The organism is Ruminococcus turbiniformis (genome assembly GCF_020687545.1).
GTDB lineage: Bacteria > Bacillota > Clostridia > Lachnospirales > Lachnospiraceae > Mediterraneibacter > Mediterraneibacter turbiniformis.
This window is the reverse complement of record NZ_JAJEQX010000044.1, coordinates 1-21,800: the sequence shown is the minus strand read 5'-3', so window position 1 is coordinate 21,800 and position 21,800 is coordinate 1. Positions and strand designations below refer to the sequence as shown.

At 51.1% G+C, this 21,800-nt stretch carries 21 protein-coding genes, 1 tRNA gene, 1 riboswitch and 1 other annotated feature; of the genes, 5 read left to right on the top strand and 17 right to left on the bottom strand.

The genetic code is table 11. The annotated features are described in order from the left end of the window. Window positions 1-185: 185 nt before the first annotated feature. Window positions 186-354: riboswitch (M-box (ykoK) riboswitch) on the top strand. 205 nt (window positions 355-559) lie between these two features. Continuing rightward, a complete protein-coding gene (gene mgtE, locus LKD70_RS16665) occupies window positions 560-1,891 on the top strand; it encodes a magnesium transporter (RefSeq protein WP_227709006.1) in 1,332 nt (443 codons plus the stop codon). A 531-nt stretch (window positions 1,892-2,422) separates the two neighbouring features. Here mgtE and LKD70_RS16660 read toward each other — a convergent pair. The 12 genes from LKD70_RS16660 to LKD70_RS16605 all read right to left on the bottom strand — a co-directional run bounded on the left by LKD70_RS16660 (window position 2,423) and on the right by LKD70_RS16605 (window position 13,801). Continuing rightward, the gene (locus LKD70_RS16660; protein WP_227709005.1) at window positions 2,423-3,448 is read right to left on the bottom strand and encodes a branched-chain amino acid aminotransferase; all 1,026 of its coding nucleotides are present in this window, start codon (window positions 3,446-3,448) and stop codon (window positions 2,423-2,425) included. Between the two features lie 182 nt (window positions 3,449-3,630). After that, entirely contained in the window at window positions 3,631-4,128 is a 498-nt protein-coding gene (gene ilvN, locus LKD70_RS16655; RefSeq protein WP_456115025.1) for an acetolactate synthase small subunit, read from the bottom strand. Between the two features lie 28 nt (window positions 4,129-4,156). Beyond that, a complete protein-coding gene (ilvB, locus tag LKD70_RS16650) occupies window positions 4,157-5,875 on the bottom strand; it encodes a biosynthetic-type acetolactate synthase large subunit (RefSeq protein WP_227709003.1) in 1,719 nt (572 codons plus the stop codon). 110 nt (window positions 5,876-5,985) lie between these two features. Then, window positions 5,986-6,275: a binding site (T-box leader), on the bottom strand. A gap of 71 nt (window positions 6,276-6,346) precedes the next feature. Then, a complete protein-coding gene (locus tag LKD70_RS16645; protein ID WP_227709002.1) occupies window positions 6,347-7,750 on the bottom strand; it encodes an alanine/glycine:cation symporter family protein in 1,404 nt (467 codons plus the stop codon). Between the two features lie 48 nt (window positions 7,751-7,798). Continuing rightward, window positions 7,799-8,629: a metal ABC transporter permease gene (locus LKD70_RS16640; protein WP_227709001.1), complete on the bottom strand. Its 831-nt coding sequence runs from the start codon at window positions 8,627-8,629 to the stop codon at window positions 7,799-7,801. After that, window positions 8,622-9,332 (bottom strand): metal ABC transporter ATP-binding protein, encoded by a 711-nt coding sequence (locus LKD70_RS16635; RefSeq protein WP_227709000.1) that lies wholly within the window; start codon window positions 9,330-9,332, stop codon window positions 8,622-8,624. Before LKD70_RS16635 ends, LKD70_RS16640 begins: the two co-directional genes overlap by 8 nt. Beyond that, window positions 9,323-10,405 carry a metal ABC transporter substrate-binding protein gene (locus LKD70_RS16630; protein WP_227708999.1) on the bottom strand — a complete coding sequence of 361 codons (1,083 nt, stop codon included), beginning with the start codon at window positions 10,403-10,405 and terminating at the stop codon, window positions 9,323-9,325. The genes LKD70_RS16635 and LKD70_RS16630 overlap by 10 nt, the downstream gene beginning before the upstream one ends. After that, entirely contained in the window at window positions 10,359-10,853 is a 495-nt protein-coding gene (locus tag LKD70_RS16625) for a dihydrofolate reductase (RefSeq protein ID WP_227708998.1), read from the bottom strand. The genes LKD70_RS16630 and LKD70_RS16625 overlap by 47 nt, the downstream gene beginning before the upstream one ends. Window positions 10,854-10,899: 46 nt before the next feature. Then, complete coding sequence (thyA, locus tag LKD70_RS16620) at window positions 10,900-11,748, bottom strand: thymidylate synthase (protein ID WP_227708997.1); 849 nt, start codon at window positions 11,746-11,748, stop codon at window positions 10,900-10,902. A gap of 67 nt (window positions 11,749-11,815) precedes the next feature. After that, complete coding sequence (locus tag LKD70_RS16615; RefSeq protein WP_227708996.1) at window positions 11,816-12,250, bottom strand: MarR family winged helix-turn-helix transcriptional regulator; 435 nt, start codon at window positions 12,248-12,250, stop codon at window positions 11,816-11,818. Between the two features lie 2 nt (window positions 12,251-12,252). Next, the gene (brnQ, locus tag LKD70_RS16610; protein ID WP_227708995.1) at window positions 12,253-13,617 is read right to left on the bottom strand and encodes a branched-chain amino acid transport system II carrier protein; all 1,365 of its coding nucleotides are present in this window, start codon (window positions 13,615-13,617) and stop codon (window positions 12,253-12,255) included. A 111-nt stretch (window positions 13,618-13,728) separates the two neighbouring features. Further along, a tRNA-Gly gene (locus tag LKD70_RS16605) sits at window positions 13,729-13,801 on the bottom strand. A gap of 169 nt (window positions 13,802-13,970) precedes the next feature. Here LKD70_RS16605 and LKD70_RS16600 point away from each other — a divergent pair. Next, window positions 13,971-15,236: a DUF6070 family protein gene (locus LKD70_RS16600; RefSeq protein WP_227708994.1), complete on the top strand. Its 1,266-nt coding sequence runs from the start codon at window positions 13,971-13,973 to the stop codon at window positions 15,234-15,236. Here the strand turns inward: LKD70_RS16600 and LKD70_RS16595 are convergent. Further along, window positions 15,233-15,613 (bottom strand): BlaI/MecI/CopY family transcriptional regulator, encoded by a 381-nt coding sequence (locus LKD70_RS16595; protein WP_227708993.1) that lies wholly within the window; start codon window positions 15,611-15,613, stop codon window positions 15,233-15,235. The two genes, LKD70_RS16600 and LKD70_RS16595, sit on opposite strands and share 4 nt — an antisense overlap. Window positions 15,614-15,814: 201 nt before the next feature. Here LKD70_RS16595 and LKD70_RS16590 point away from each other — a divergent pair, with 201 nt between their 5' ends. From LKD70_RS16590 to LKD70_RS16580, 3 genes are all read left to right on the top strand, one after another. Further along, window positions 15,815-17,005, top strand: coding sequence for an MFS transporter (locus LKD70_RS16590; RefSeq protein WP_227708992.1), 1,191 nt, complete (start codon window positions 15,815-15,817; stop codon window positions 17,003-17,005). Window positions 17,006-17,225: 220 nt separating this feature from the next. Continuing rightward, entirely contained in the window at window positions 17,226-17,504 is a 279-nt protein-coding gene (locus LKD70_RS16585; RefSeq protein ID WP_227708991.1) for a type II toxin-antitoxin system HicB family antitoxin, read from the top strand. A 2-nt stretch (window positions 17,505-17,506) separates the two neighbouring features. Next, window positions 17,507-18,454, top strand: a complete 948-nt coding sequence (locus tag LKD70_RS16580) for an AEC family transporter (RefSeq protein WP_227708990.1) — start codon at window positions 17,507-17,509, stop codon at window positions 18,452-18,454. A 20-nt stretch (window positions 18,455-18,474) separates the two neighbouring features. Here the strand turns inward: LKD70_RS16580 and LKD70_RS16575 are convergent, their stop codons facing one another. The 4 genes from LKD70_RS16575 to LKD70_RS16560 form a co-directional block, all read right to left on the bottom strand. Further along, window positions 18,475-19,224: a carboxymuconolactone decarboxylase family protein gene (locus tag LKD70_RS16575; protein ID WP_227708989.1), complete on the bottom strand. Its 750-nt coding sequence runs from the start codon at window positions 19,222-19,224 to the stop codon at window positions 18,475-18,477. 52 nt (window positions 19,225-19,276) lie between these two features. Continuing rightward, window positions 19,277-19,699 carry a cupin domain-containing protein gene (locus tag LKD70_RS16570; protein WP_227708988.1) on the bottom strand — a complete coding sequence of 141 codons (423 nt, stop codon included), beginning with the start codon at window positions 19,697-19,699 and terminating at the stop codon, window positions 19,277-19,279. 169 nt (window positions 19,700-19,868) lie between these two features. Next, the gene (locus tag LKD70_RS16565; RefSeq protein WP_227708987.1) at window positions 19,869-21,083 is read right to left on the bottom strand and encodes an MFS transporter; all 1,215 of its coding nucleotides are present in this window, start codon (window positions 21,081-21,083) and stop codon (window positions 19,869-19,871) included. After that, window positions 21,080-21,619, bottom strand: a complete 540-nt coding sequence (locus LKD70_RS16560; protein WP_227708986.1) for a hypothetical protein — start codon at window positions 21,617-21,619, stop codon at window positions 21,080-21,082. Before LKD70_RS16560 ends, LKD70_RS16565 begins: the two co-directional genes overlap by 4 nt. Between the last annotated feature and the right edge of the window lie 181 nt (window positions 21,620-21,800).

The following is a 21,800-nucleotide window of genomic DNA, read 5'->3' as shown; positions in this document are numbered from 1 at the left end:
TACGTGTTTTATTTCGCAACTAACATCATAAAGAAAAACTGTATGATTGGGAAGTAGGGATTTTCTCTGCTTCCCTTTTTATTTAGGAAGAATTCCTATCTTTGCCAATAATAATTATACACTAACTCCTTGACACCGCGCATCTGTTGAATTACAATAACATAGTACTTAACAGAATACCGTCCAAACTGATTCGGTAGGTGAGGTTACCACAGGGATTGGGAATTTCCCGAAGATTGCTGCCGCGAGATTGTGGAGACACAATAAGCTGGTCAGCAGGCTGTGTCGTGAAGGCGCAACCTAATGCAATTGATATGCCCTGTGATACTAAAGCTTGAACGATAGCTGCTGTATTTTTGTACGGCAGTCAGTACGGGTTTTTTGCTCCGTCATTGTTCAGGCAGTGACGGAGTTTTTGTTTGTACGGAAGTTCTGCCGTACGTACGGCATCAAAACGAATTTTATGCTCTGAAAAAAGGAGGTGAGGTTATGGACTCTGGAGCCGGTTGTCACATATGCAGCTGTGAAAAGAAAAATTACATAAAGAGAGGTATTATTCATGAACAAAGAAATTTTCGTAAAGCTTCTCGAACAGCGGCAGTACAAAGCTGTGAGAAGCATTCTGGATGTAATGAACGAAGTGGACATAGCCTCGCTTCTTACCGAGCTTAACGATCGTGATCTCGCCATCGCGTTCCGGCTGATTCCGAAAGACAAGGCCGCCGAAGTATTCGCCAATACGGACGGGTCTCTCCAGGCCAAGCTTGTAGCCGTATTCTCTGAGACAGAGCTGCGGGAGCTCGTCGACGACCTCTACATGGATGACACGGTGGACATCCTTGAAGAGCTCCCCGCCAATCTGGTCAACCGGATTCTCGATACGGTAAGTCCTTCTGACCGGGCGCTGATCAACCAGCTGCTCAACTACCCGGAAGACAGTGCCGGAAGCATTATGACTACCGAGTATGTGGATATCCGCGAATCCATGACAGTCGCTCAGACAATGGCACACATCAAGGAGACCGGGATTCACAAGGAGACGATCTACACCTGCTATGTCACTGACCGGAGAAAACTTATCGGAATCGTCAGCGCCAAAGACCTGATGACAACCGATGACGATGTGCTGATCCGCGATCTTATGGAGACTGAGATCATCTCTGTCAGCACGCACACTGACAGGGAAGAGGTGGCGAAACTTTTCACTAAATATGATTTCCTTGCCCTTCCCGTACTGGACACGGACGGGCGGATGGTCGGCATCGTCACATTTGACGACGCAATGGACGTCATGGTGGAAGAGGCCACCGAAGATATCACGAAAATGGCTGCCATGAATCCAAGTGAGAAGTCCTATTTCGAGACCTCTGTGCTGGGGCACGCCAGAAACAGGATCCCGTGGCTTTTAATTCTCATGTTCACCTCCATCATCACCGGTACGATCATCACAAAATATGAGGACGCCTTTGCGGCGATCCCGCTGCTCGTCTCGTTTATCCCGATGCTGATGGATACCGGCGGGAACTGCGGTTCCCAGAGTTCTACCCTGATCATCCGGGGGCTGGCCCTGTCGCAGATCCGTTTCCGCGATATTTTCAAAGTCGTCTTCAAAGAATTCCGGATCTCTCTCGTGGTGGGCTCTGTACTCGCTGTGACAAACGGAATCCGGATTATGATTCAGTATCAGGATATCAACCTCGCCATTGTGATCGCGCTGTCACTGATCGGAACTGTCATCGCTGCAAAGCTGGTCGGATGCATGCTCCCGCTCTTTGCAAGCAAGGCACACCTTGATCCGGCCATCATGGCATCGCCGCTGATCACAACACTGGTGGATATCTTTTCGATTTTGATTTATTTCAATGTGGCAACGATTCTGTTTCAGTTGTAAAATTGGGAGTTTTCGAGCAGGTTACCTGATCATAGGTCCGCCTGCTGCGGATCACGGTGTCTCTCGCAGGCATCGCTTTCGCTCGTGATCCGCAGCAGGCTGGGTTTTTCAAGACAGGAGGAACCTTTCCTCGAAAATCCGCAGTTTAGATAAAAAAGTCAAATGAAAACATAATTGGCAAAGAGATTACATTAAAAAAAGAGATCGGGACTTTATTAAAGCTAAAAGTTCCGATCTCTTCTTATTTTCACTCTCTTTTTCCTGCAGCGCTCCCACCGGATTTCTCCGCTGAAAACTGCGGATTTTCGAAAGGTAAGCTACTTCCGTCTTGAAGTTTCCCAGTGTCAGGGAAGCTATCCCGCAGGGGGCCGTAAAGCAGCGCCGGTGTTCAGGCCGTGTCCTTTACGGCCTTATGCACCGCTGCGTCTGCGTCCCGAGCACAAGCGTGTCCCCGAGGGACAGCTCCCCTGACGCGGACTTTTCTATGACACGAATCGCTATCCCTTCGATAAATCCCATTTTAAGCCGCCTTTACTCGATCACTTTGATCCATCCCTCAGGAGCTTCGATGTGTCCCATCTGTATACCTGTCAGTGTATCGTACAGCTTCTGAGTGATCGGCCCCATCTTCTCCATACCACTCGGGAAGCATATCTCTTCCCCATGGTTTACGACTTTTCCGACCGGAGAGATTACCGCCGCGGTTCCGCAGAGTCCGCATTCTGCGAAATCCTTTACTTCGTCGAAATAAACATCTCTTTCCTCAACTTCAAGGCCCAGATAATGCTCTGCAACATACATGATTGATCTTCTCGTAATAGACGGAAGAATTGTATCTGAATGAGGAGTGACAACCTTGTTGTCTTTTGTAATAAAGATAAAGTTTGCCCCGCCTGTCTCCTCTACCTTTGTCCTTGTTGCGGAATCAAGGTACATGTTCTCGTCAAAGCCGTTTGCATGGGCGGTGACAATCGCATGAAGACTCATCGCATAATTAAGTCCCGCTTTGATATGTCCTGTTCCATGCGGCGCTGCGCGGTCAAAATCAGACACGCAGATGGTAATCGGTTTCGCGCCGCCTTTAAAGTACGGTCCCACCGGTGTCGTGAACACGCGGAACTGATACTCATCTGCCGGCTTTACGCCGATCACGGAGTTGCTTCCAAACATATACGGCCTGATGTAGAGCGTCGCACCTGAACCATACGGAGGAACATAACCCGCATTCGCTTTCACTACCTGAACTACCGCATCTACAAAACGATCCTCCGGGAATACCGGCATCTCAAGCCGCTTCGCCGAATCCGCCATACGGGCAGCGTTTAAGTCCGGGCGGAATGTAACAATATGTCCCGCCTCCGTTGTATAAGCCTTCAGTCCTTCAAAAACTGTCTGGGCATACTGGAGAACCCCTGCGCACTCGTTTATCACGATATTCGCATCATCAATCAAAGCGCCGTCGTCCCACTTTCCATCCTTGTAGTTTGACACGTATCTCTTATCTGTCTGAATATAGCCGAATCCCATATTCGCCCAGTCAAGATTTTTCTTCTCCATTGTATTTCCTCCTCTGCTAGAAAAACCTTCATTTCATTCCGATGAACATTATAATACGATAGTTAATAAAAATCAAGAGTGCGCTCGGTTTTTTATTTCACCAGTTCAGCCATAGAGCTGTTCGGGAGAAAAAAGCATGCTTGCATGGTTTTTCGACCGCGCAGTCCTATGGCTGAATCGGCTCACCGCTCCATCATACTGATCGACTCAATCCCCACGCTTCCTCCTCTGACAACTTCAATACTCTTAAATTCCTCTTTCATCAGCTTCACAACCGCATCGTTCTTTGTGGCAGTCTGAACAAACTCCACAAGTACGCTGTCCCTGCCGTAGTCGATCACCTTCGCCTTAAACGTCTCAGCGATCTGGAACACTTCCACCTTATCAGCGGTCGTGCATTTAAACACTTTCACATAGAGGATCTCTTTCATCCTCACAAAGATATCCGTAAAGTCGATCACTTTGATCACTTCCACCATACGGTTGAGCTGCTTTTTGATCTGCTCGAATGTCTCATCATCGCTTACTGTAGCAATCGTCATTCTCGAGACAGTCGGGTCTTCTGTAGTCCCCACAGTCAGACTGTCCAGATTGTACGACTTTCCGGAAAAGAGTCCCGATATCTTCGAGAGCACGCCCACCTGGTTTTCTACATAAAGGGAAATCCATCTCTTTTTCATATTGCTGTCCATATTCACGCACTCCTTTCTAACAGTCCATAATCATATCTTCCAGCGTTCCTCCCGGCTGGATCATCGGATATACCATTTCCTCCGGATCGATGATAAATTCGATCAGAGTCGGGGTCTTTGTATTCTTTTTTGCTTCTTCAAACGCGGCAGCGATCTCCTCTTTCTTCTTTACCCGGATTCCCTTTGCGCCGTAGCTCTCGGCAAGTTTTACAAAGTCCGGTGTATACTCGGGCATCTCCTCCCCGTTTGTTCTGCGGAAGAGCGCGCCCGCCTTTAAGTTTGTCATGCCATATCTCTTTCCATAGAAAAGCTTCTGCCACTGGCGCACCATTCCAAGATACTCGTTGTTGAATACGCAGAGGATCAGAGGAAGTTCCTCCAGAACTGCAGTCGCGAACTCCTGGATATTCATCTGCATTCCGCCATCTCCCGAAATCGCAATGACGGTTTTGTCCGGATTGCCGAGTTTTGCGCCGATCGCAGCCGGGAAGCCGTAACCCATCGTTCCGAGTCCTCCGGAAGTGACAAGCTGCTTTTTCTCGTTAATCTGTACATACTGGGTGACGAACATCTGATGCTGTCCCACATCCGTTGTGATAATTGCTTCATCAAACTGACGGTTCATCTCATTTATGATATCCATGGGGCTCATCTGCTCCCTGCTCTTCATCGTCAGCGGATGCTCCTCTTTCCATGCCTGGATCTGTTTTACCCACGCTTCTGTCTCGCACGGCTCCACGTACTCGTTCATCTTTGTCACTGCTTCCAGTGCGTCCGCCACGATCGGGACATCCACATGAATGTTTCTCGATATGGAAGCCGTATCGATATCGATGTGGACGATCTGTGCATTCGGCGCGAAAGCGTGCAGTTTTCCCGTAATCCGGTCATTGAACCTTGTGCCGATGGAAAAGAGCAGATCACACTCTCCCACAGCCATGTTGGCCGCATACTGGCCGTGCATTCCGAGATTTCCGATATACAGAGGATGCTCTGTCGCAACCGCTCCCCTTCCCATGATCGTAGTCACAACCGGAACGTTCGTCTTGTTGACCACCTCGGTAAACACCGCGTTTGCCCGGGCAATGTTCACTCCTCCTCCTGCAAGGAAGAGCGGCTTCTTCGCTTTCTTCAACATCTTAAGCGCCCGCTTTAACTGTCCCATATGAACGCTCGTGTTCGGCTTATATCCGCGGATGTTCACCGTTTCTGGATAATCCGGACTTCCCAGCTCGCACATCACATCTTTGGGAAGGTCGATGAGCACCGGTCCCGGCCGTCCTGTTCTCGCGATGTAAAACGCCTCTTTGATGATCCGCCCCAGGTCTTCCCTGTTGCGCACCGTCACGCCGTATTTTGTAATGCTCCGGGTAATCCCGACGATATCGACTTCCTGGAAAGCGTCGTTCCCGATCAGATGCCTCGCCACCTGTCCCGTAAAACATACAAGAGGCACGCTGTCATAATTTGCTGTCGCAAGCCCCGTCACAAGATTAGTGGCTCCGGGACCGCTCGTCACAAGACATACGCCCACTTTTCCCGTTGTTCTCGCATAGGCGTCCGCCTCATGTACAAGAGCCTGCTCGTGTCTTGGGAGGATCACCCTGATATCATCCTGTTTGTAGAGCTCGTCGCTGATATCGATTGTACACGCCCCCGGATATCCGAAGATTGTGTCAACCCCTTCTTCCTTCAGCGCTCTTACCAGTAGTTTATTTCCTGTAATCTGTCTCACTTTCCTGCCTCCTTTTATTCAGATTTCTGCCGAAACTGCTGTCAGACCTGCCTGACTGCCGGCGGTTTTCATGTACAGTGCCTGAAAAGAAAAAGCCCTGAGCACCATATGCTCAGGGCGAATCTTTCATCCGTGTTACCACCTGTATTCAGAGAACTCTCTCTGCACTCTGCCGGTACGGGACTCATCCGTCTGCATCTGCCTCAGGCAGGACACATTCCTTTCTGTCCGATACCGCTTCCCTGTAACGCGGGAAAAACGTTGAATCCTACTTGGCCTATCCGCCGTTTGGGTCCACTGCTCGAGGGCTACTTCCATAATCCCTTCACGAAGATTTGCACCGTCCATCTTCTCTCTTTGCATCGGGTGACTATGTACTCCTCCCTGTCACTGCATTTCCTGATAGTTAAAAATTTAAATACATTATAATGTGTATTATTAACTATGTCAATCACATTTTCTTGATCTTTTTTATTGTTTCCTGCTTTGTTTTCCCATCCCGTTTTTTTCATAATCTTTAAGCGATTCTATTGCTTTCGATGCAAGCGGGATAAGAGCGATCATATTAAACACTGTCATCAGGCCCACGCCCACGTCTCCCAGATCCCACACGAACTGGTACGCGGCAAGCCCTCCCACGAAAAGCATGACAAGAGCCAGCACCTTATAGAGCGTCTGGGAGATCCAGTTATCCCCGAACAGGTACGCCACATTCGGTCTTGCGTAGAACAGAATCCCCAGGAAGGTAGAGAAACTGAACAGCCAGAGAATCACCGCGATAAAGATCACGCCGAACTCTCCCAGATGATACTGCATCGCGGTCTGGAGAAGATCCATTCCCTCCAGTCCCTGTGTCATCTCCATCGGCGTGAGAAGCATAATCATCGCTGAACAGCTGCAGACCACCAGTGTATCGATGAACACGCCCAGCGCCTGGAGAAGTCCCTCCTTGGCGGGATGACTGATATCCGCAGCAGCCGCCGCACAAGGCGCAGAGCCCGATCCTGCTTCGTTGGAAAAGAGCCCTCTCTTCGCGCCGTTCATGATCACGGCGCCGATTCCTCCCGCAGCCACCTGGCGGATGCCGAACGCTTCGGCAAAAATCCGCTCAAACACAGCGGGAAGCTGTCCCGCATTCTTCACAATAATAAAGATTGTGATAAAGAAATAGCAGGCAGCCATAATCGGAACAATAATATCCAGCACTCTTACCGTCGCGTTCTTCCTCAAAACAATCACAGCAGCCACAGCCACAAGCACAACCGTTGAGTAAATCGGCGGAATATGAAACGCGTTCTCAAATGAAGACGAGATCGAATTGCTGATTACCTGACTGATGCCGCACCAGCAGATCAGGCCGGAAATGGCAAAAAGTACCGCAAGCAGAGATTTCTTCCGTCTGCTGTCTTTCTTCACAAACAGATGATGGATGTAGTACGCCGGTCCTCCTCTGTATCCTCCGTACAGAGGGTCTTTTTCCTTATAAATCTGTGCCAGAGTCGCTTCCACAAAAGCGGTGGATGATCCCAGAAGCGCAATCACCCACATCCAGAACACCGCTCCGGCTCCTCCTGCGGAAATGGCCGCAACCACGCCGACCAGGTTTCCCATTCCGACGCGGCACGCCGTAGACACAATCAGCGCGTGAACGCCCGAAATCCCTTCGCGTTCTGTCTTCGCAGTATTTTCTACTGTCACGCGGATCATCTCCGGGAACATCCTGAATGGCAGGAACCGGGTCCGTATCGTAAAATAGATCCCCGCAGGTACCAGAATCAGCACCAGAAGCGAGAGCCCCAGAGAACTTCCTCCCGGCAGGGGAATCGTAATCAGATCACCCCAGAGTATATTATAAACAGCACGAAATATATCCATTTCAGCTTCCTCTCATCTCTCATTTTCATTTTTCATTTTTTCACCGGTTCAGTTTCCGCTTCGTCTGCCGCGCAGCGCGCCGATCAGAGAATAGAGAATCAGAGCGGCAATATTTGTCATAACCACGCTGGCTCCCGCAGGTGTCGCCCACACATAGGACACCGTAATTCCGATTACGAGGCACACAACCGCAATCACTGCGGAATTGATAATCACGCTTCGGAATGTCCGGCACACTCGCATGGATGTAAGCGCCGGGAAGATGATCAGGCTTGATATGAGCAGCGCCCCCATCATCCGCATGCCGAGCACAATCGTCACCGCCGTCAGAACAGCAATCAGTGTGTTGTAGAGATCCGCGCGCACGCCGGTGGCGCGGGCAAACGTCTCATCAAATGTGATGGCGAATATTTTCTGATAAAAGAAGACAAACAGCGCCAGCACGGCAATCGCGAGCGCAACGCTTATGCGCACATCCTCCTCGCTCATGGCCAGGATACTTCCGAACATATAATTATACACATCCGTGTTCATTCCCGTTGTCATGGAGATCACCATCACGCCCACAGCAAGGGAACTCGTGGAGATCAGGGCGATCGCCGCGTCTCCCTTGATCCGGCTGCTGCTGCGTATCCGCAGAAGAAGCACTGCCGCCAGGATAACAACCGGAACCGCGACCGCAAGCGGAGCCGCATTTGCCGCTGCCGCGATGGCCAGCGCGCCGAATCCCACATGGGAGAGTCCGTCGCCGATCATCGAATACCGTTTCAACACAAGGCTGACACCCAAAAGAGCAGAGCACAGAGCCACAAGTGAGCCCACGGTAAACGCCCGCACCATAAACGGATAAGAAAACATCTCCATCAGCGTATCAGGCATTATCTCCACCTCCCAGAAAATTTCTTCCCACCCGGCTTTTTCTGTATTCGTCTGATGTACCGAAGAAAAGCGCCGTTTCCTGCAGATGAAGAATATGCGTCGCATCCTCCACCGCGCTCTCAATATCGTGGGACACCATCACAACCGCGATCCCGGACTCTCTGTTAATTTCACGGATAAGCTGATAAAACTCCGCAGTCACAATCGGGTCAAGTCCCGTCACAGGCTCGTCCAGGAGCAGAAGGCTCTTTGTCGCGCACAGAGCTCTTGCCAGAAGAACTCTCTGGCGCTGGCCGCCGGAGAGTTCCCGGAAGCACTGCCGGGACAGATCCCGGATTCCAAGCATGTCCATCTTCTCCTCCGCCGCTTTTTTATCTGCCGCAGTGTAAAAAGGCTTCAGCCCTCTGCTGTTCAGTCTTCCGGAGATGACGACTTCGCTTACACTGGCCGGAAAATCTTTCTGCACATCTGTCTGCTGGGGAAGGTAGCCGATCTCATTCTGTTTTAATCCGTCCCCGAAGACAATCTTTCCTTTTTCTACGGATTTCAGACTCAGAAGGCTCTTGACAAGAGTGCTTTTTCCCGAGCCGTTTTCTCCTACGATACAAAGATAATCCCCCGGCTGTATCTCAAAGTTCAGGTCTCGTACCACAGTCTGGCCTTCGTAGCCGATGGATACATTCTCACATTTTATCAGGGCCATCCGTTCAAAACCTCCTTCAGAGTCTCCGCGTTTTTCTGCATCATGCTGAGATACGTCTCCCCGTTCTCAAAATCTTCGGCCGACAGGTTGTGGCAGCTGTAAAACACTCTCACTTCCGTGCCGGACGCCTCGGCGACCGCGTTGGCGATATCCGCATTGCTCAGCTCCATCTTCAGCACCGCCGGGACATTTTCTTCCTTTACCTTCTCAATCAGAAACGCCATTGTGGCGGCGCTTGGCTCTGTATCTCCCGCACACCCGGGGAACGCCGCATAGTAGTCCAGCCCGTACTCATCCGCAAAATACCGGAAAGGGAATCGGTCTCCAAAGATCAGAAGACGGTGTTCGGCACTTTCCACAATCTCCCGGAACTCCGCGTCAAGCGCGGCAAGCTGTTCCTGATAGCGCCCCGTATTTTCCTCATACAGCTTTTGTCCGTCCGGATCCGCCTGAGAGAGAACCTCGCAGATCTTCCCGGCAATAGCAGAGGCATTGACCGGAGACGTCCATACATGCTCGTCGATCTCATGGACAGAATGGGCCGCTTCTTCCTCCTCTTCCCCGTGCTCATGGCTGTGGCTTCCGTTTTCCTTCATTCCTTCTACATGTTCCTCTTCCACTGTATCCACACAGTCTATCATCTTCAGGGTCAGCCTGCCGCCATCCGGCATGGAACTTAAGATATCCTCCACCCAGACATCGTTTTCTCCGCCTGTGTAGATGAATACATCGCTGTTCTGTATGGCAATGATATCCTGGGGAGTCGGCTCATAAGAGTGAGTCTCCTCTCCGGGTTTTAACAGCATTTTGAGATCCACACGCTCTCCTGCGATTTCACGCACAAAATCATAGGGCGGAAAAATCGTCGTAACTACGCTGATCCGTCCATCTCCGTCCGCTGCGCTGTCCCCGCCGGTCTGCCCGCCTGTTCCCTGCGCCCGGGTGCAGCCTGAGAACAGCACAACAGCAGACAGCACGGCAGCGAGCATCCTCACGGCTTTGGGAAATCCGCTTTTCTTAAACCGCTTACCTCTTCTTGCGCTCATATTTTGTAAAACAGAATTCCAGATCAAAACAGGTCTGCTCCTCGCTTTCCTCTGTCATCTCCCACTCCGGCATCTCGTCCAGGTTCGGGAAAAATGTATCCGCCTGAAATGCCCGGTCAATTTTCGTCACATACACCGTATCACAGTACGGCAGCATCATACGATATACACTTTCGCCTCCGATTACATAGATATCGTCCGGGTTATATTTTTTCAGTTCCTCCAGAAGTTCTTTTTCCGAGTGCACGATCACCGCGTCTTTTACCTGATACGAACTGCTGCCGGTCAGAACGATGTTCGTGCGGTTTTTAAGGGGAAGACCGTTGGGGAAGCTCTCAAGCGTCTTTCGCCCCATGACAACCACCTTTCCCGTTGTCGTCTCGCGGAAAAACTTCATATCTGAGGGAATCCGGACAAGCAGTCTGTTATTGAATCCGATTCCCCAGTTTCTGTCAGCCGATAATATTGCTTTCACAGGTTATCATCCTTTCTGTGTTTTTTTCACTCCCGTTCTGCCGCTTTTACACCGCAACCGGAATGTTTTTAATCTGCGGGTGCGTCTCATAATTCTCAAGCGTCACATCGTCCGGCGTAAAATCATAGAAGTCTGTGATCTCCGGATTTAAGCGGAACACAGGAGCCGGGTACGGCTCTCTTTTGATGAGTTCCTCCACCATCGGTATATGACGGTCGTAAATGTGCGCGTCCGCAATCACATGCACAAGTTCTCCAGCCCTCATGCCGCACACCTGAGCGAGCATGTGAAGGAGAACCGCATACTGGCACACATTCCAGTTGTTCGCTGTCAGAACGTCCTGGGAACGCTGGTTTAAAATTCCGTTGAGCACCAGTGTGTCGCTGTCCCGCTCCTTTGTCACGTTAAACGTCATACTGTACGCGCACGGGTACAGATTCATCTCGTGCAGATCCTGGTGGACATATAGGTTTGTCATAATACGGCGGCTGTACGGGTTGTTTTTCAGATCGTAAATCACCCGGTCCGTCTGATCCATCATCCCCTCTCTGTACTGGTGCTTCACGCCCATCTGATAGCCGTATGCCTTCCCGATCGAGCCGTTCTCATCCGCCCAGCTGTCCCAGATATGGCTTTTGAGTTCGTTGACATTGTTGGACTTCTTCTGCCAGATCCACAGCATCTCGTCCACGCAGCTCTTGATTGCCGTTCTTCTGAGCGTCAGCGCCGGAAACTCTTTCGACAGGTCATACCGGTTGACCACTCCGAACTTCTTGATTGTATAGGCGCTCGTCCCGTCCTCCCAGACCGGACGTACTTTCTCTCCCTCTGTGCTTGTGCCGTTGTCGATGATATCCCGGCACATTTCAATGAAAACCTTGTCTGCGTAACTCATGATCTCCTCCTTCTTCCTGTATCCAAACCTCTCCTGCCATTTTTCCTCCGCTGCTTTTCCGCCGTTTTCACGGATCCGCAATATTATACAGAAGTTTCTCCAGATTCCGGCGCAGAGCGTCCGCCTCACGCTTCGTCATCCCCCGCGTCAGCTCCCTGTCCAGTTTTCTTCTGTTGGCGTCCATCCTGCGCTGGATGTCATACGCCTTCTCTGTCAGATAAATATTTTTCTTTCTTTTGTCGTTCGCGTTGGGAACGCACAGAATATATCCCTTCTCATCCAGTCTCTTTAAGATTCCGGTGACTGTCGGATTCTTCAGATTCAGATTCCGCTCCACGTCCCGCTGGTTTACCTCTTCCTTGCTCGTCTGAAACAGATAGTCGAGCACAGCGCACTGGGAGGACGTAATCCCGATTTTCTTCAGTCTCTCATTCAAATCTTTCTCATATACATTGTTAATCTGTTTTATCAGAAACCCGATCGGTCTGCTTCGCTTTTCCATCTTTATATCCCTCTTGCATCTCTGCCGGTCTTTCCCTGCAGCTTCCGCACTGCACATCCCACAGCCAGTCCGAAGACTGCCGGGCACACCCAGCCGAATCCCTGTTCCGAGAACGGCAGAAGCCGTCCCGCTGTCTCTGTAACCCCGCTCAAAAGTACTTTCACACTCATTCCGTCCGGAAGCGCCCGGATCAGATCAAACACAGCACCGGCCGCCGTAAAGACGGTCGTCCACAGATACACTCTTCTGTCCGCTCCGAAAAAACGGGCGCACAGTGTAAGCACGATCAGCGTCACCGCCAGCGGATAGAGGAACATCAGCACCGGCTGGGAGTAGGCGATGATCGCGTTTAATCCCAGGTTGGCAATCAGAAAGGACAGCCCGCAGAAAATGACGGCCCACACACGGTAAGACGGCCCCTTCGGGAATATTTTCACAAAAGTTTCCCCGCAGCTTGTAATCAGCCCTACCGCGGTTTTGAGGCAGGCAACCGTGACGGTCACGGCCAGTATGATATCCCCGGCCGATCCGAAATAGTGGACCGCGATCCGGGAGAGCGCCTCCCCGCCGTTTTCCGAAATTCCCGTCAGCCCTCTGCTCTGTGCTCCCACAACTGTGACAAAAAAGTAAATAAGCGCCATAAGGATGGAGCTTAAAAGTCCGGCTCTGACTGTATCTCTGGCAATGCTGCCCGGCTCCTTTACGCCAAGCCCCCGCAGTACGTCGACAATCACGATTCCAAATGCCAGTCCCGCCAGAGCGTCCATCGTGTTATATCCTTCCAGAAGTCCTGTCAGAAATGCATCTGACGCATAATTTCCCTGGGGCGCCATCTCACGGACAACTCCCATGGGCGACAGAAGGGCACTGACAATAAGCACTCCCAGAAAAAGGAGGAACAGCGGATTCAAAACCTTGCCGATCCACGTCAGTATCTGTCCCGGGCGGAGAGAGAAAAAGAGTACCGCCGCAAAAAACAGAAATGAAAAGACTGCCAGTCCCCCGGTCGGCCCCACGCCGGGCACCATCCCCTGTATGCCGGATTCAAATGAAACCGTGGCACACCTCGGGATAGCGAAAAAGGGACCGATCGTCAGATAGAGCGCACATGTGAAAAACAGACCGTAGCGTTTCCCCACTCTGCTGCTTAATTCCAGAAGGCTCTCCTCCCTGCTGATTCCCAGAGCCGCCACGGCAAGGAGCGGAAGTCCCACACCGGTAATCAGGAAACCTGCCGCGGCCTGAATCATGTCGCTTCCCGCCATCTGCCCCATCGAGACAGGAAAAATCAGGTTGCCTGCTCCAAAAAACATTCCAAACAGCATACTCCCCACAAATACGGTTTCCCGGGCTGTAAGTTTTTTCATCGCTGTGTGTCTCCCTTATTTTGTATTCTCCATTTTGTATTTTTCATATACAGTGCGCTGTACAAGAAAAGGCACCTGAACTCCTTCTGGAATCTCAGATGCCTGTTTCAGAGCGACAGACGGGGTTCGAACCCGCGACCCCGACCTTGGCAAGGTCGTACTCTACCAACTGAGCCACTGTCGCATTTTCTTTTTTGTGTTCCGCTGACCGGAACAATTGATACTATACTACACCGATTCTAAAATGTCAACAACTTTTTTATATTTTCTTGACTTTTATTCCTTACAATTGTAATATTAATGTATCCAAGCAAAATACCGCTATTCCATTCCCGACAGGAGGTTTTTAATTGATGAATCGATCAGGCATTTTTAGTTCCGGCCGGATATATCTCAAACGGGCTGCGCTTTCTTTTCTCACCGCTGCCTTTCTCTTATCCGGCTGCTCATCCGCTGAAGAAACGAATACGGATTCCGCCGCTTCTTCTGATACACAAAATCCGCAGAACGGATCCGAAACCGCGGAATCATCAGGTGAGACATTCACTGACAGCGAAAAGGAAGCAATGTACGGGCGCGCCCTCCGGATCGCTTCCGCCTGTGCGGAAGCTTCTGCCGAAATATCCGCAGACGGAAATAACAGCGAAGACCGTTACAGCCTGTCCGCCATGCAGAGTGTAGCCGCCCGTCTCGGCGAACTCGGTTACTCTGTCTCTGACACGGACAACCGTATTAATATGGAAAACTACGGTTCTGTCGAATCATTCTGCGAAAAAGCCGCTGCAGGCGAAACCGCCGAGACTTCCTTCACGCTTCTGATGAGCACAGACAGCTTCGTATATTATGAAGCAAAGGCAGACGGCGGGTCGCTTCACATGGCCAGATGCACCGTATATACTGTAAACGGAACTCCCGAAGCCGGATATTATGAATCTTTCGCCGCGGAAGACTGGAAATACACAGAGAAGGGCTACCTTCTCTTCGACCAGTACCGCATGCCGGGTTATGACGGTCCTCCCGGCGAGATTGCCGTCCGCGTGCGTCCGCTGGATCCCGCCTGCCTGGAATACAACGAAACCTATGTCCGCCCGGTCGGATACAGCCTCAATGCCATGCTCATCTCAGACTGGAGCGAATCCGACGGCTACGGCCAGCTCAATTTCTATGATCTGTACGACATCATGTACCGGATAGAATACGGCGCAGATCCACCCTATCCGTACAAATTTACCGGAATAACATACGAGATTCCCGCCCCGGAATTTGAGAGTGTTCTCGGAACCCACCTGGCGCTGGATACAGGGCTTCTCCGGTCGCGCACGGTATACTATGCGGACAGGGATACATATCTGTACGCTCCGCGGGGACTCAACGACGCCGAATATCCTTACGGTCCCGTCCCCGAGGTCACTGCCTGTGAATCGCTTCCTGACGGTACGCTCCGCCTTACCGTGGAAGCCGTCTACGCTGTAGAGCTCAATGACCGTGCGATTGTCAGCGAACTTACCGTGCGTCCCCTTAACAACGGAGGCTTTCAGTATGTATCAAACCGTGTAACTGAAACATATGAAGGAATCAGTGGAAAATGGTACACACCCAGGGTTGAGCTGACCGGTTAATTTTTCCCTTCATGCTCAGCCAGAATTCCTTTTAATGCTTCCACATCTGACTTTTTCAGTCCTTCTGAATCCAGGTAAGCTGACACAAGGGCTGCAAAATCCCCATGAAAATACCGGTCTACAAAGGAGGAGCTTTTCCGGCGGAGATACTCCTCCTCTTTTACGGCCGGCGTATAGAAAAACATCCTGCCCTGCTTCTCATAGGAAAGAACCCCCTTTGCCACAAGACGCCGGATCAGCGTCTGTATCGTCTTCGGACTCCAGTCCGTGTCTGAAACGAGACGGTCTGTAATCTCATTTGTGCTGACAGGCGACCCTTCCCATACAATTTTCATCACTTCATATTCCGCTTCTGATATCTTCGGCAGTTTTTCCATACAATCTTCCTCCGCTTTCTCTGTAGCGCATCTGCCTGCCAGGCACATGTTTCCTACAATCGTAATAATTATGTTTTCTATTATAATTCTGATGCAGTATGTTGTCAATTTTTATATACAAAACCTGCTTTTTCATCTATAATAGTCTGGTCGTTCGCCGGATTCGGCGGGCAGAACAGAAGAAAAGGGAGATTTGATTCAATGAACCAGTCATACAGACGCACACTCACCGCCTGCTACACCGGCTACGTGGTGCAGGCGATCGTAAACAACTTTGTCCCTCTGCTCTTTCTTACTTTCCATAGCAGCTACGGGATTTCTATGGGAAAGATTACAATGCTGATTACAGCAAATTTTCTGATTCAGCTTCTGATTGATCTTTTATCCGCGGGATTTATTGACCGGATCGGCTACCGGGCCTCTATGCTGATCGCACATGCGGCTGCAGCGGCGGGGCTTGCCTGTCTGACTATTCTGCCTGAAATCCTGCCGGATGCATACACAGGTCTGTTTCTCTCTGTTATGATTTATGCAGTCGGAGGCGGTCTTCTGGAAGTGCTTGTAAGTCCTGTAGTGGAGGCACTTCCCACAGAAAACAAGGAAAAAACCATGAGCATGCTCCACTCCTACTACTGCTGGGGACAGGTGGCGGTCGTCCTTTTATCGACCGTGTTTTTCGCGCTCTTCGGCCTCGAGAACTGGAAGATCATCGCGCTTTTCTGGGCTCTTGTTCCGCTTTACAACTTCTTTGTCTTCCGGAAAGTTCCGCTCTGCCCTCTTGTGGCTGAGGATGAGGAAGGCATTCCTCTCTCCGGTCTGATCCGCAGACCTGCATTCTGGATTCTGATGGTTGTCATGGTATGCGCAGGCGCAAGCGAGCAGGCGGTCAGCCAGTGGGCCTCAACTTTCGCAGAACAGGGACTTGGCGTGAACAAATCCATCGGAGATCTGACCGGACCCATGTTTTTTGCCGTGTGCATGGGGACTTCCCGCCTTCTCTACGGCCTGTATGGGGACCGGCTGAATCTGAAAGCCGCCATGATCGGAAGCGGTGTGCTCTGTGTGGCTGCCTACTGCATGATCTCCCTGTCGCCTGTTCCCGCCTTAAGCCTTCTGGGATGCGGCATCTGCGGGTTCTCTGTAGGAATTATGTGGCCCGGCACTTTCAGTATTGCCGCAGCCGCCTTAAAAGGCGGAGGCACCGTCATGTTCGCGTTTTTCGCACTGGCAGGCGATCTTGGATGCTCCGGAGGCCCCACCCTGGTCGGCCTGATCTCGGAGCTCGCCTCAGCCAGCCTGAAAACCGGAATCATGTGCGCGGTTGTATTTCCGGCTCTTCTGGTGCTCGGCGTACTGATGATTCTGAAAATCCATCCGGCCGAAAACGGCTGAAAGCCGGCGCCGCGCTCGAAGGAAGCCTGCCGAAAACTGATACCGGTTCCGTAAGGAGCGACGCAGTATCTTGCCTATTTTTTCATTTTATTTTATACTAGACAGTACTGAAACGCTGAATCTGCCTCTTCGGGCAGTATCAGCGCACAGTGTAAGCACGCCATACGGACATACGGCCGAAACGCCGGCGCCCGCTGGCAGCGGAAAGGAGATTCTTACTGTGAAATTTATATACCCTGCGGTCTTCCGCAAAAAAGGCGACGGAAAGTACCATGCATTTTTCCCTGATCTTGAGTGCTGCGAGGCATCCGGTGACACGCTGGACGACGCCATCGACAACGCTAACGAGGCGGCGCGCACATGGATCACTGTAGAACTCGAGGAGGATGAACCCCTGATGCCCTATGTATCTGATATCAGCGATATCGAAGTTGAAGAAGGGGATATTATCCGGAATATATCTGTCAACATACGTTTTTATGAAGGATGGGATGAATAGAATTGGCAGAGAATCTTGTTTTCAGCCTGAATGCGACTGTTCCGATTTTTCTTCTCATGGTTCTCGGCTTTCTGTTCCGGGAGCTCGGATGGATCGACGACATATTTGCATCTAAAATGAACAAATTCGTTTTTCTCGTCCCGCTGCCCTGTCTTCTTTTTGAAGATCTGGCGACAGTGGACTTTGCCGAGGCGTGGAATCCGAAATTTGTCCTTTTCTGCTTTGCCGTCACTCTGATCAGCATTGGCCTCGCCGCAGCTGTATCGTTCCTCTGGCATGACAGATCCATCCAGGGGGAATTCATTCAGGCGTCATACCGAAGCAGCGCCGCCCTGCTGGGCATCGCATTCATACAGAATATCTATGGAAATGCAGGCATGGGGCCTATGATGATCATAGGCAGCGTGCCTCTCTATAATGCGATGGCAGTCGTTGTACTGTCCTTTTTTCAGCCGGAGCGCAGGCCCATAGACCGCGCTCTGATAAAATCTACTTTAAAAGGGATCGTTACGAATCCGATTATCATCGGCATCGCGGCAGGGCTGATCTGGTCTGCCCTTGATCTTCCCCTGCCCGTCATTGCAGAAAAAACAGTTGCAAATATCGGGAACACGGCCACTCCTCTCGGCCTTATCGCGATGGGAGCCGCTTTCGACGTCCGGAAAGCCTTCGGTATGGCAAAGCCTGCCATCACGGCTTCCGTGATCAAGCTTGTGGGCTTCGCCGCGCTTTTCCTTCCCGTGGCCGTCCGGCTCGGCTTCCGCAGCGAGGAGCTGGTTGCCATCCTCGTCATGCTCGGCTCTGCGACAACCGTAAGCTGCTATGTCATGGCGAAGAATATGGGGCACGACGGCGCGCTGACGTCAAGCACCGTCATGCTCACTACCCTGTTCAGTGCATTTACACTGACAGGCTGGCTTTTCCTGCTCCGAACGTTCGGACTTATATAAATGCAGCTGTTTTCCATTTTTTACTGCGTCTTTGCCGCCTCGTTTACACAGCGAAGTGCGTTTAAGCTTCTCGGATAGCCGATATACGGCAGGCACTGAGAGATAACTTTGATCAGAAATGCCTTGTCATTTCCCACTTTCATATTTCCCGCCGCGTGGGATGTAAGCTGCGGCTCGCATCCCCCCTGCGCCGCGAGGAAGCAGAATGTAATCATCTCTCTCTGCGCATAGTCAAGGCCGCCTCTTGTATAGTAGTCTCCGAAACAGTTTCCGGAAAGCCAGCGGTTGATATGCCGGCTCTCCTCAGGGCCTGACTGGGCGAATCCCTTCATGCCGTCGCCGAAGATATCCACCTGCGCCTGTTCCCCTTTCTCCACCCGGTCCTCCGGCGTGGTCGTTGCCTGCCCTTCAAGAGGAAGCGTGATTCCCCTGTCGGCAAATATCTCATTTACCGCCGTAAGGAACGGCCGCACCCGTCCGATACCAAGATAAGCGCACGCCTGGTAGACGATCTCCTTGATCTCCACCGGAGTCAGTCCCGCGTTCAGCGCTCCCGGAACCATCACCTTAAACTCATCAATCCCCTGGCATCCGAGAAGTGTTGCAAGGATGGCCATCATTCGTGTGCGGTCATCCAGATCATCCTGGTTTACAACCTCGTCACAGGAAAAGTTGGTAAAAAACTCTGTAAACTCCGGGTCTGTCCGGGCAAACTCAGACTCGTTTCCCGGGAACAGTTTCTCATAATATTCTTTTGCAGCTTCTGTCATAGTGAATCGTCCTCCCATTTTGAACCTTTTCATTCAGCTTTAAAGCGTCCTCCTATTTCAGTTTTGCATACTCCTCGTCACTGACTGCTTCAAGCCACTCGTTAGATGCGCCTTCTGCCGGAACTTCAATGGCAAGATGCTGGAACCAGGAATCCGGCGCCGCCCCGTGCCAGTGCTTCACCTCCGGCGGAATATTCACTACATCTCCGGCTTTTAATTCCTGTGCCTCTTTGCCCCACTCCTGATAGTAGCCGCGGCCGCCTGTCACAAGAAGAATCTGGCCGCCTTTGTGATGGATGTGCCAGTTATTGCGGCAGCCGGGCTCGAATGTAACGTTGCCGACGCCGACTCTCTCTGTGGTGAGCATCTTCAGATAGCTCTGTCCGATGAAGTACTGAGCGAACGCTGTGTTCGGCTCACCGGTATCAAATACGTTTCCGCCGCCTAAGTCCTGTTTCATTTTTTCTGTATCCATTGTGACTCCTCCCGTATTCATATAATTTCCTTTTTGTCTGTATATATTTTATTACCGGGCAAGTCTATAGGCAAATACTTAGTTTACATGGTGTATTATGCTTGGGAGGTATGACTATTATCTAATCTGGTTTACCTCCAACTTTGCAAAACACAACCCGGACGAAAGACTAACGGTTCTTCTCACTCTGATTCCTCCGCGCATAATATATCTTCGCAATCACAATCCCCGCTGCCGCGATTCCCGCAAGCAGGAGATAGCCGGCCTGCATGCCGGCCGCTGAGACAAGGCTCCCCGTAAATACCGGAAATGTCGTCATTCCCACCGCATACACCGCCTGGAAAAAGCCCATGGCAGTGGATTTCTTCTCTTTGGGCACCTCCTTCATCGCCTCGGATGTGGCATAGGAAAAGAGAATTCCCGTCGCCATTCCCGGAAGGAGCTGAAGCGCCAGAATCACCGGAACGCTTCCCACCGCCGGAACAAGGATGCAGTAAATCATCAGTCCGCCAAGAACTGCCGGGATCCAGAACCTGGGCCCTCTCTTCTCGCAGAACGTTGAGGAGGCCAGTGCGGAAAAGCATACCGCGGATATCATATACACGATCGAGGCGATTCCGACTGTACCGTCCGAAGCCCCGCAGTCTTTGAGGATCTGGTTTGTAAACGACATGGCAGTCGTAAGCTGGATTCCCTGCTGGATCAGCGCAATAAGAGAAAATACGATGATCCTTTTTCCTGTGCACACACGGAGAAGCTCTCTGACCGGCATACGGGTTTTTCTGCCATCCTCTCTTTTTACGCTCCCCTGTTTCTGTCTGCCTGTGCCGTCCTCGCTTTTCAGGAAGATTGACAGTACGAACGCAGCCAGTCCGGCGGCAACGCTGAACAGGCACAGATTCCTCATGCCGATCCGTGAGTAGAAAATCGTACTGGCTGCAAACCCGAGCAGCATCCCGAGATTATTGAACATGACGATGCGGCTTGTCGCCTTCTGCTGTTCTCCGGCCGCAAATTTTCCGGTATAAAAAACCATGAAGGAGATCCACATGGCAGAGGCAAACCCCGAAAGCAGGTTCGCCGCCATAAATCCCCGGCCGTCGCACACAGCGAAACGGATCAGCGACGCAAGGCCGGATGCGGCCGCTCCCGCCATGATAAACGGCCTGTGCCTTCCTGCCCGGTCAGCAGAGATTCCCACCGGGAGGCGGAGCACAAGCTGGGAGACTCCGTATGCCCCGACCACAATCCCGACAAAGCTGCCTGCGGTTCCGATGGAGGTAAGATAGGTTGTCTGATATGGAATATACACATACTGGGCAAACCAGAACAAAGTCACGATCGCCAGGAAGATGATATTCTGACTGTTTAATTTCTGCTTCATATTTTCCTCTTTTGCGTATTACTTTTCTGAAACTTTCTGTACGCTTTCAGCTCGTTCCTGAAATGTTTCATAAGCTCTCTTCTGGACATGCCGCTGTATTTTTCCCGGAATTCATTTCTTGTCTTTCCGGTTATCATATCCTCAATGATCAGACCGACCGATTCATCCTCTGTCAGCTTATATTTGTCGAGTATGTAGCGGGTATAGATGCTCCCCACATGATAGCCCCTCTTCTCCATGTCTTTCTCCGCTGTCCGGATGGCTTTCAGTTCCCGCCTTCCTCCGGTCACCATGAGCATATGTTCCCGGTTTTTATCCGCCGACATCCGCCAGATAATATGAGAGATCACATACGGCACCCTGCCGTTTTCAGCCTCAAAGATAAACCCGACCTTTGCGTCCATGGCAAAAACCAGCGTCTTGTCACGGTATTCGGATGCTTTTCTGCACTCTGTGTTTTCATGCGCGCCGAACTTTTCCGCCGCTCTTATGCAGGCTGTCTTCGTGTCGTCATAAAAAATTATAATCTTTTCCATTTTCACCGCCGTCCTTTCTTCTTATTCGTCCATATTCATAGATGTATATGCACTCTAAGTCACAACCACCACTTCAAGTGGTGGTTTGAGTTGGCCCTCATAAGGGCCGGTTACATGCTCGCCCAAAAGGGCGGGTATCGCAAGCATTGTTACTGGTCCGCTTATAAAGCGGTACTACTTG

What these genes read in the sequence shown, in the direction of transcription:
- mgtE (WP_227709006.1), top strand. Translation starts at nt 560, where the DNA reads ATGAACAAAGAAATTTTCGTAAAGCTTCTCGAACAGCGGCAGTACAAA.
- LKD70_RS16660 (WP_227709005.1), bottom strand. Translation starts at nt 3,448, where the DNA reads ATGGAGAAGAAAAATCTTGACTGGGCGAATATGGGATTCGGCTATATT.
- ilvN (WP_456115025.1), bottom strand. Translation starts at nt 4,128, where the DNA reads ATGAAAAAGAGATGGATTTCCCTTTATGTAGAAAACCAGGTGGGCGTG.
- LKD70_RS16645 (WP_227709002.1), bottom strand. Translation starts at nt 7,750, where the DNA reads ATGGATATATTTCGTGCTGTTTATAATATACTCTGGGGTGATCTGATT.
- LKD70_RS16640 (WP_227709001.1), bottom strand. Translation starts at nt 8,629, where the DNA reads ATGCCTGATACGCTGATGGAGATGTTTTCTTATCCGTTTATGGTGCGG.
- LKD70_RS16635 (WP_227709000.1), bottom strand. Translation starts at nt 9,332, where the DNA reads ATGGCCCTGATAAAATGTGAGAATGTATCCATCGGCTACGAAGGCCAG.
- thyA (WP_227708997.1), bottom strand. Translation starts at nt 11,748, where the DNA reads ATGAGTTACGCAGACAAGGTTTTCATTGAAATGTGCCGGGATATCATC.
- LKD70_RS16615 (WP_227708996.1), bottom strand. Translation starts at nt 12,250, where the DNA reads ATGGAAAAGCGAAGCAGACCGATCGGGTTTCTGATAAAACAGATTAAC.
- brnQ (WP_227708995.1), bottom strand. Translation starts at nt 13,617, where the DNA reads ATGAAAAAACTTACAGCCCGGGAAACCGTATTTGTGGGGAGTATGCTG.
- LKD70_RS16600 (WP_227708994.1), top strand. Translation starts at nt 13,971, where the DNA reads ATGAATCGATCAGGCATTTTTAGTTCCGGCCGGATATATCTCAAACGG.
- LKD70_RS16595 (WP_227708993.1), bottom strand. Translation starts at nt 15,613, where the DNA reads ATGGAAAAACTGCCGAAGATATCAGAAGCGGAATATGAAGTGATGAAA.
- LKD70_RS16590 (WP_227708992.1), top strand. Translation starts at nt 15,815, where the DNA reads ATGAACCAGTCATACAGACGCACACTCACCGCCTGCTACACCGGCTAC.
- LKD70_RS16575 (WP_227708989.1), bottom strand. Translation starts at nt 19,224, where the DNA reads ATGACAGAAGCTGCAAAAGAATATTATGAGAAACTGTTCCCGGGAAAC.
- LKD70_RS16570 (WP_227708988.1), bottom strand. Translation starts at nt 19,699, where the DNA reads ATGGATACAGAAAAAATGAAACAGGACTTAGGCGGCGGAAACGTATTT.
- LKD70_RS16565 (WP_227708987.1), bottom strand. Translation starts at nt 21,083, where the DNA reads ATGAAGCAGAAATTAAACAGTCAGAATATCATCTTCCTGGCGATCGTG.
- LKD70_RS16560 (WP_227708986.1), bottom strand. Translation starts at nt 21,619, where the DNA reads ATGGAAAAGATTATAATTTTTTATGACGACACGAAGACAGCCTGCATA.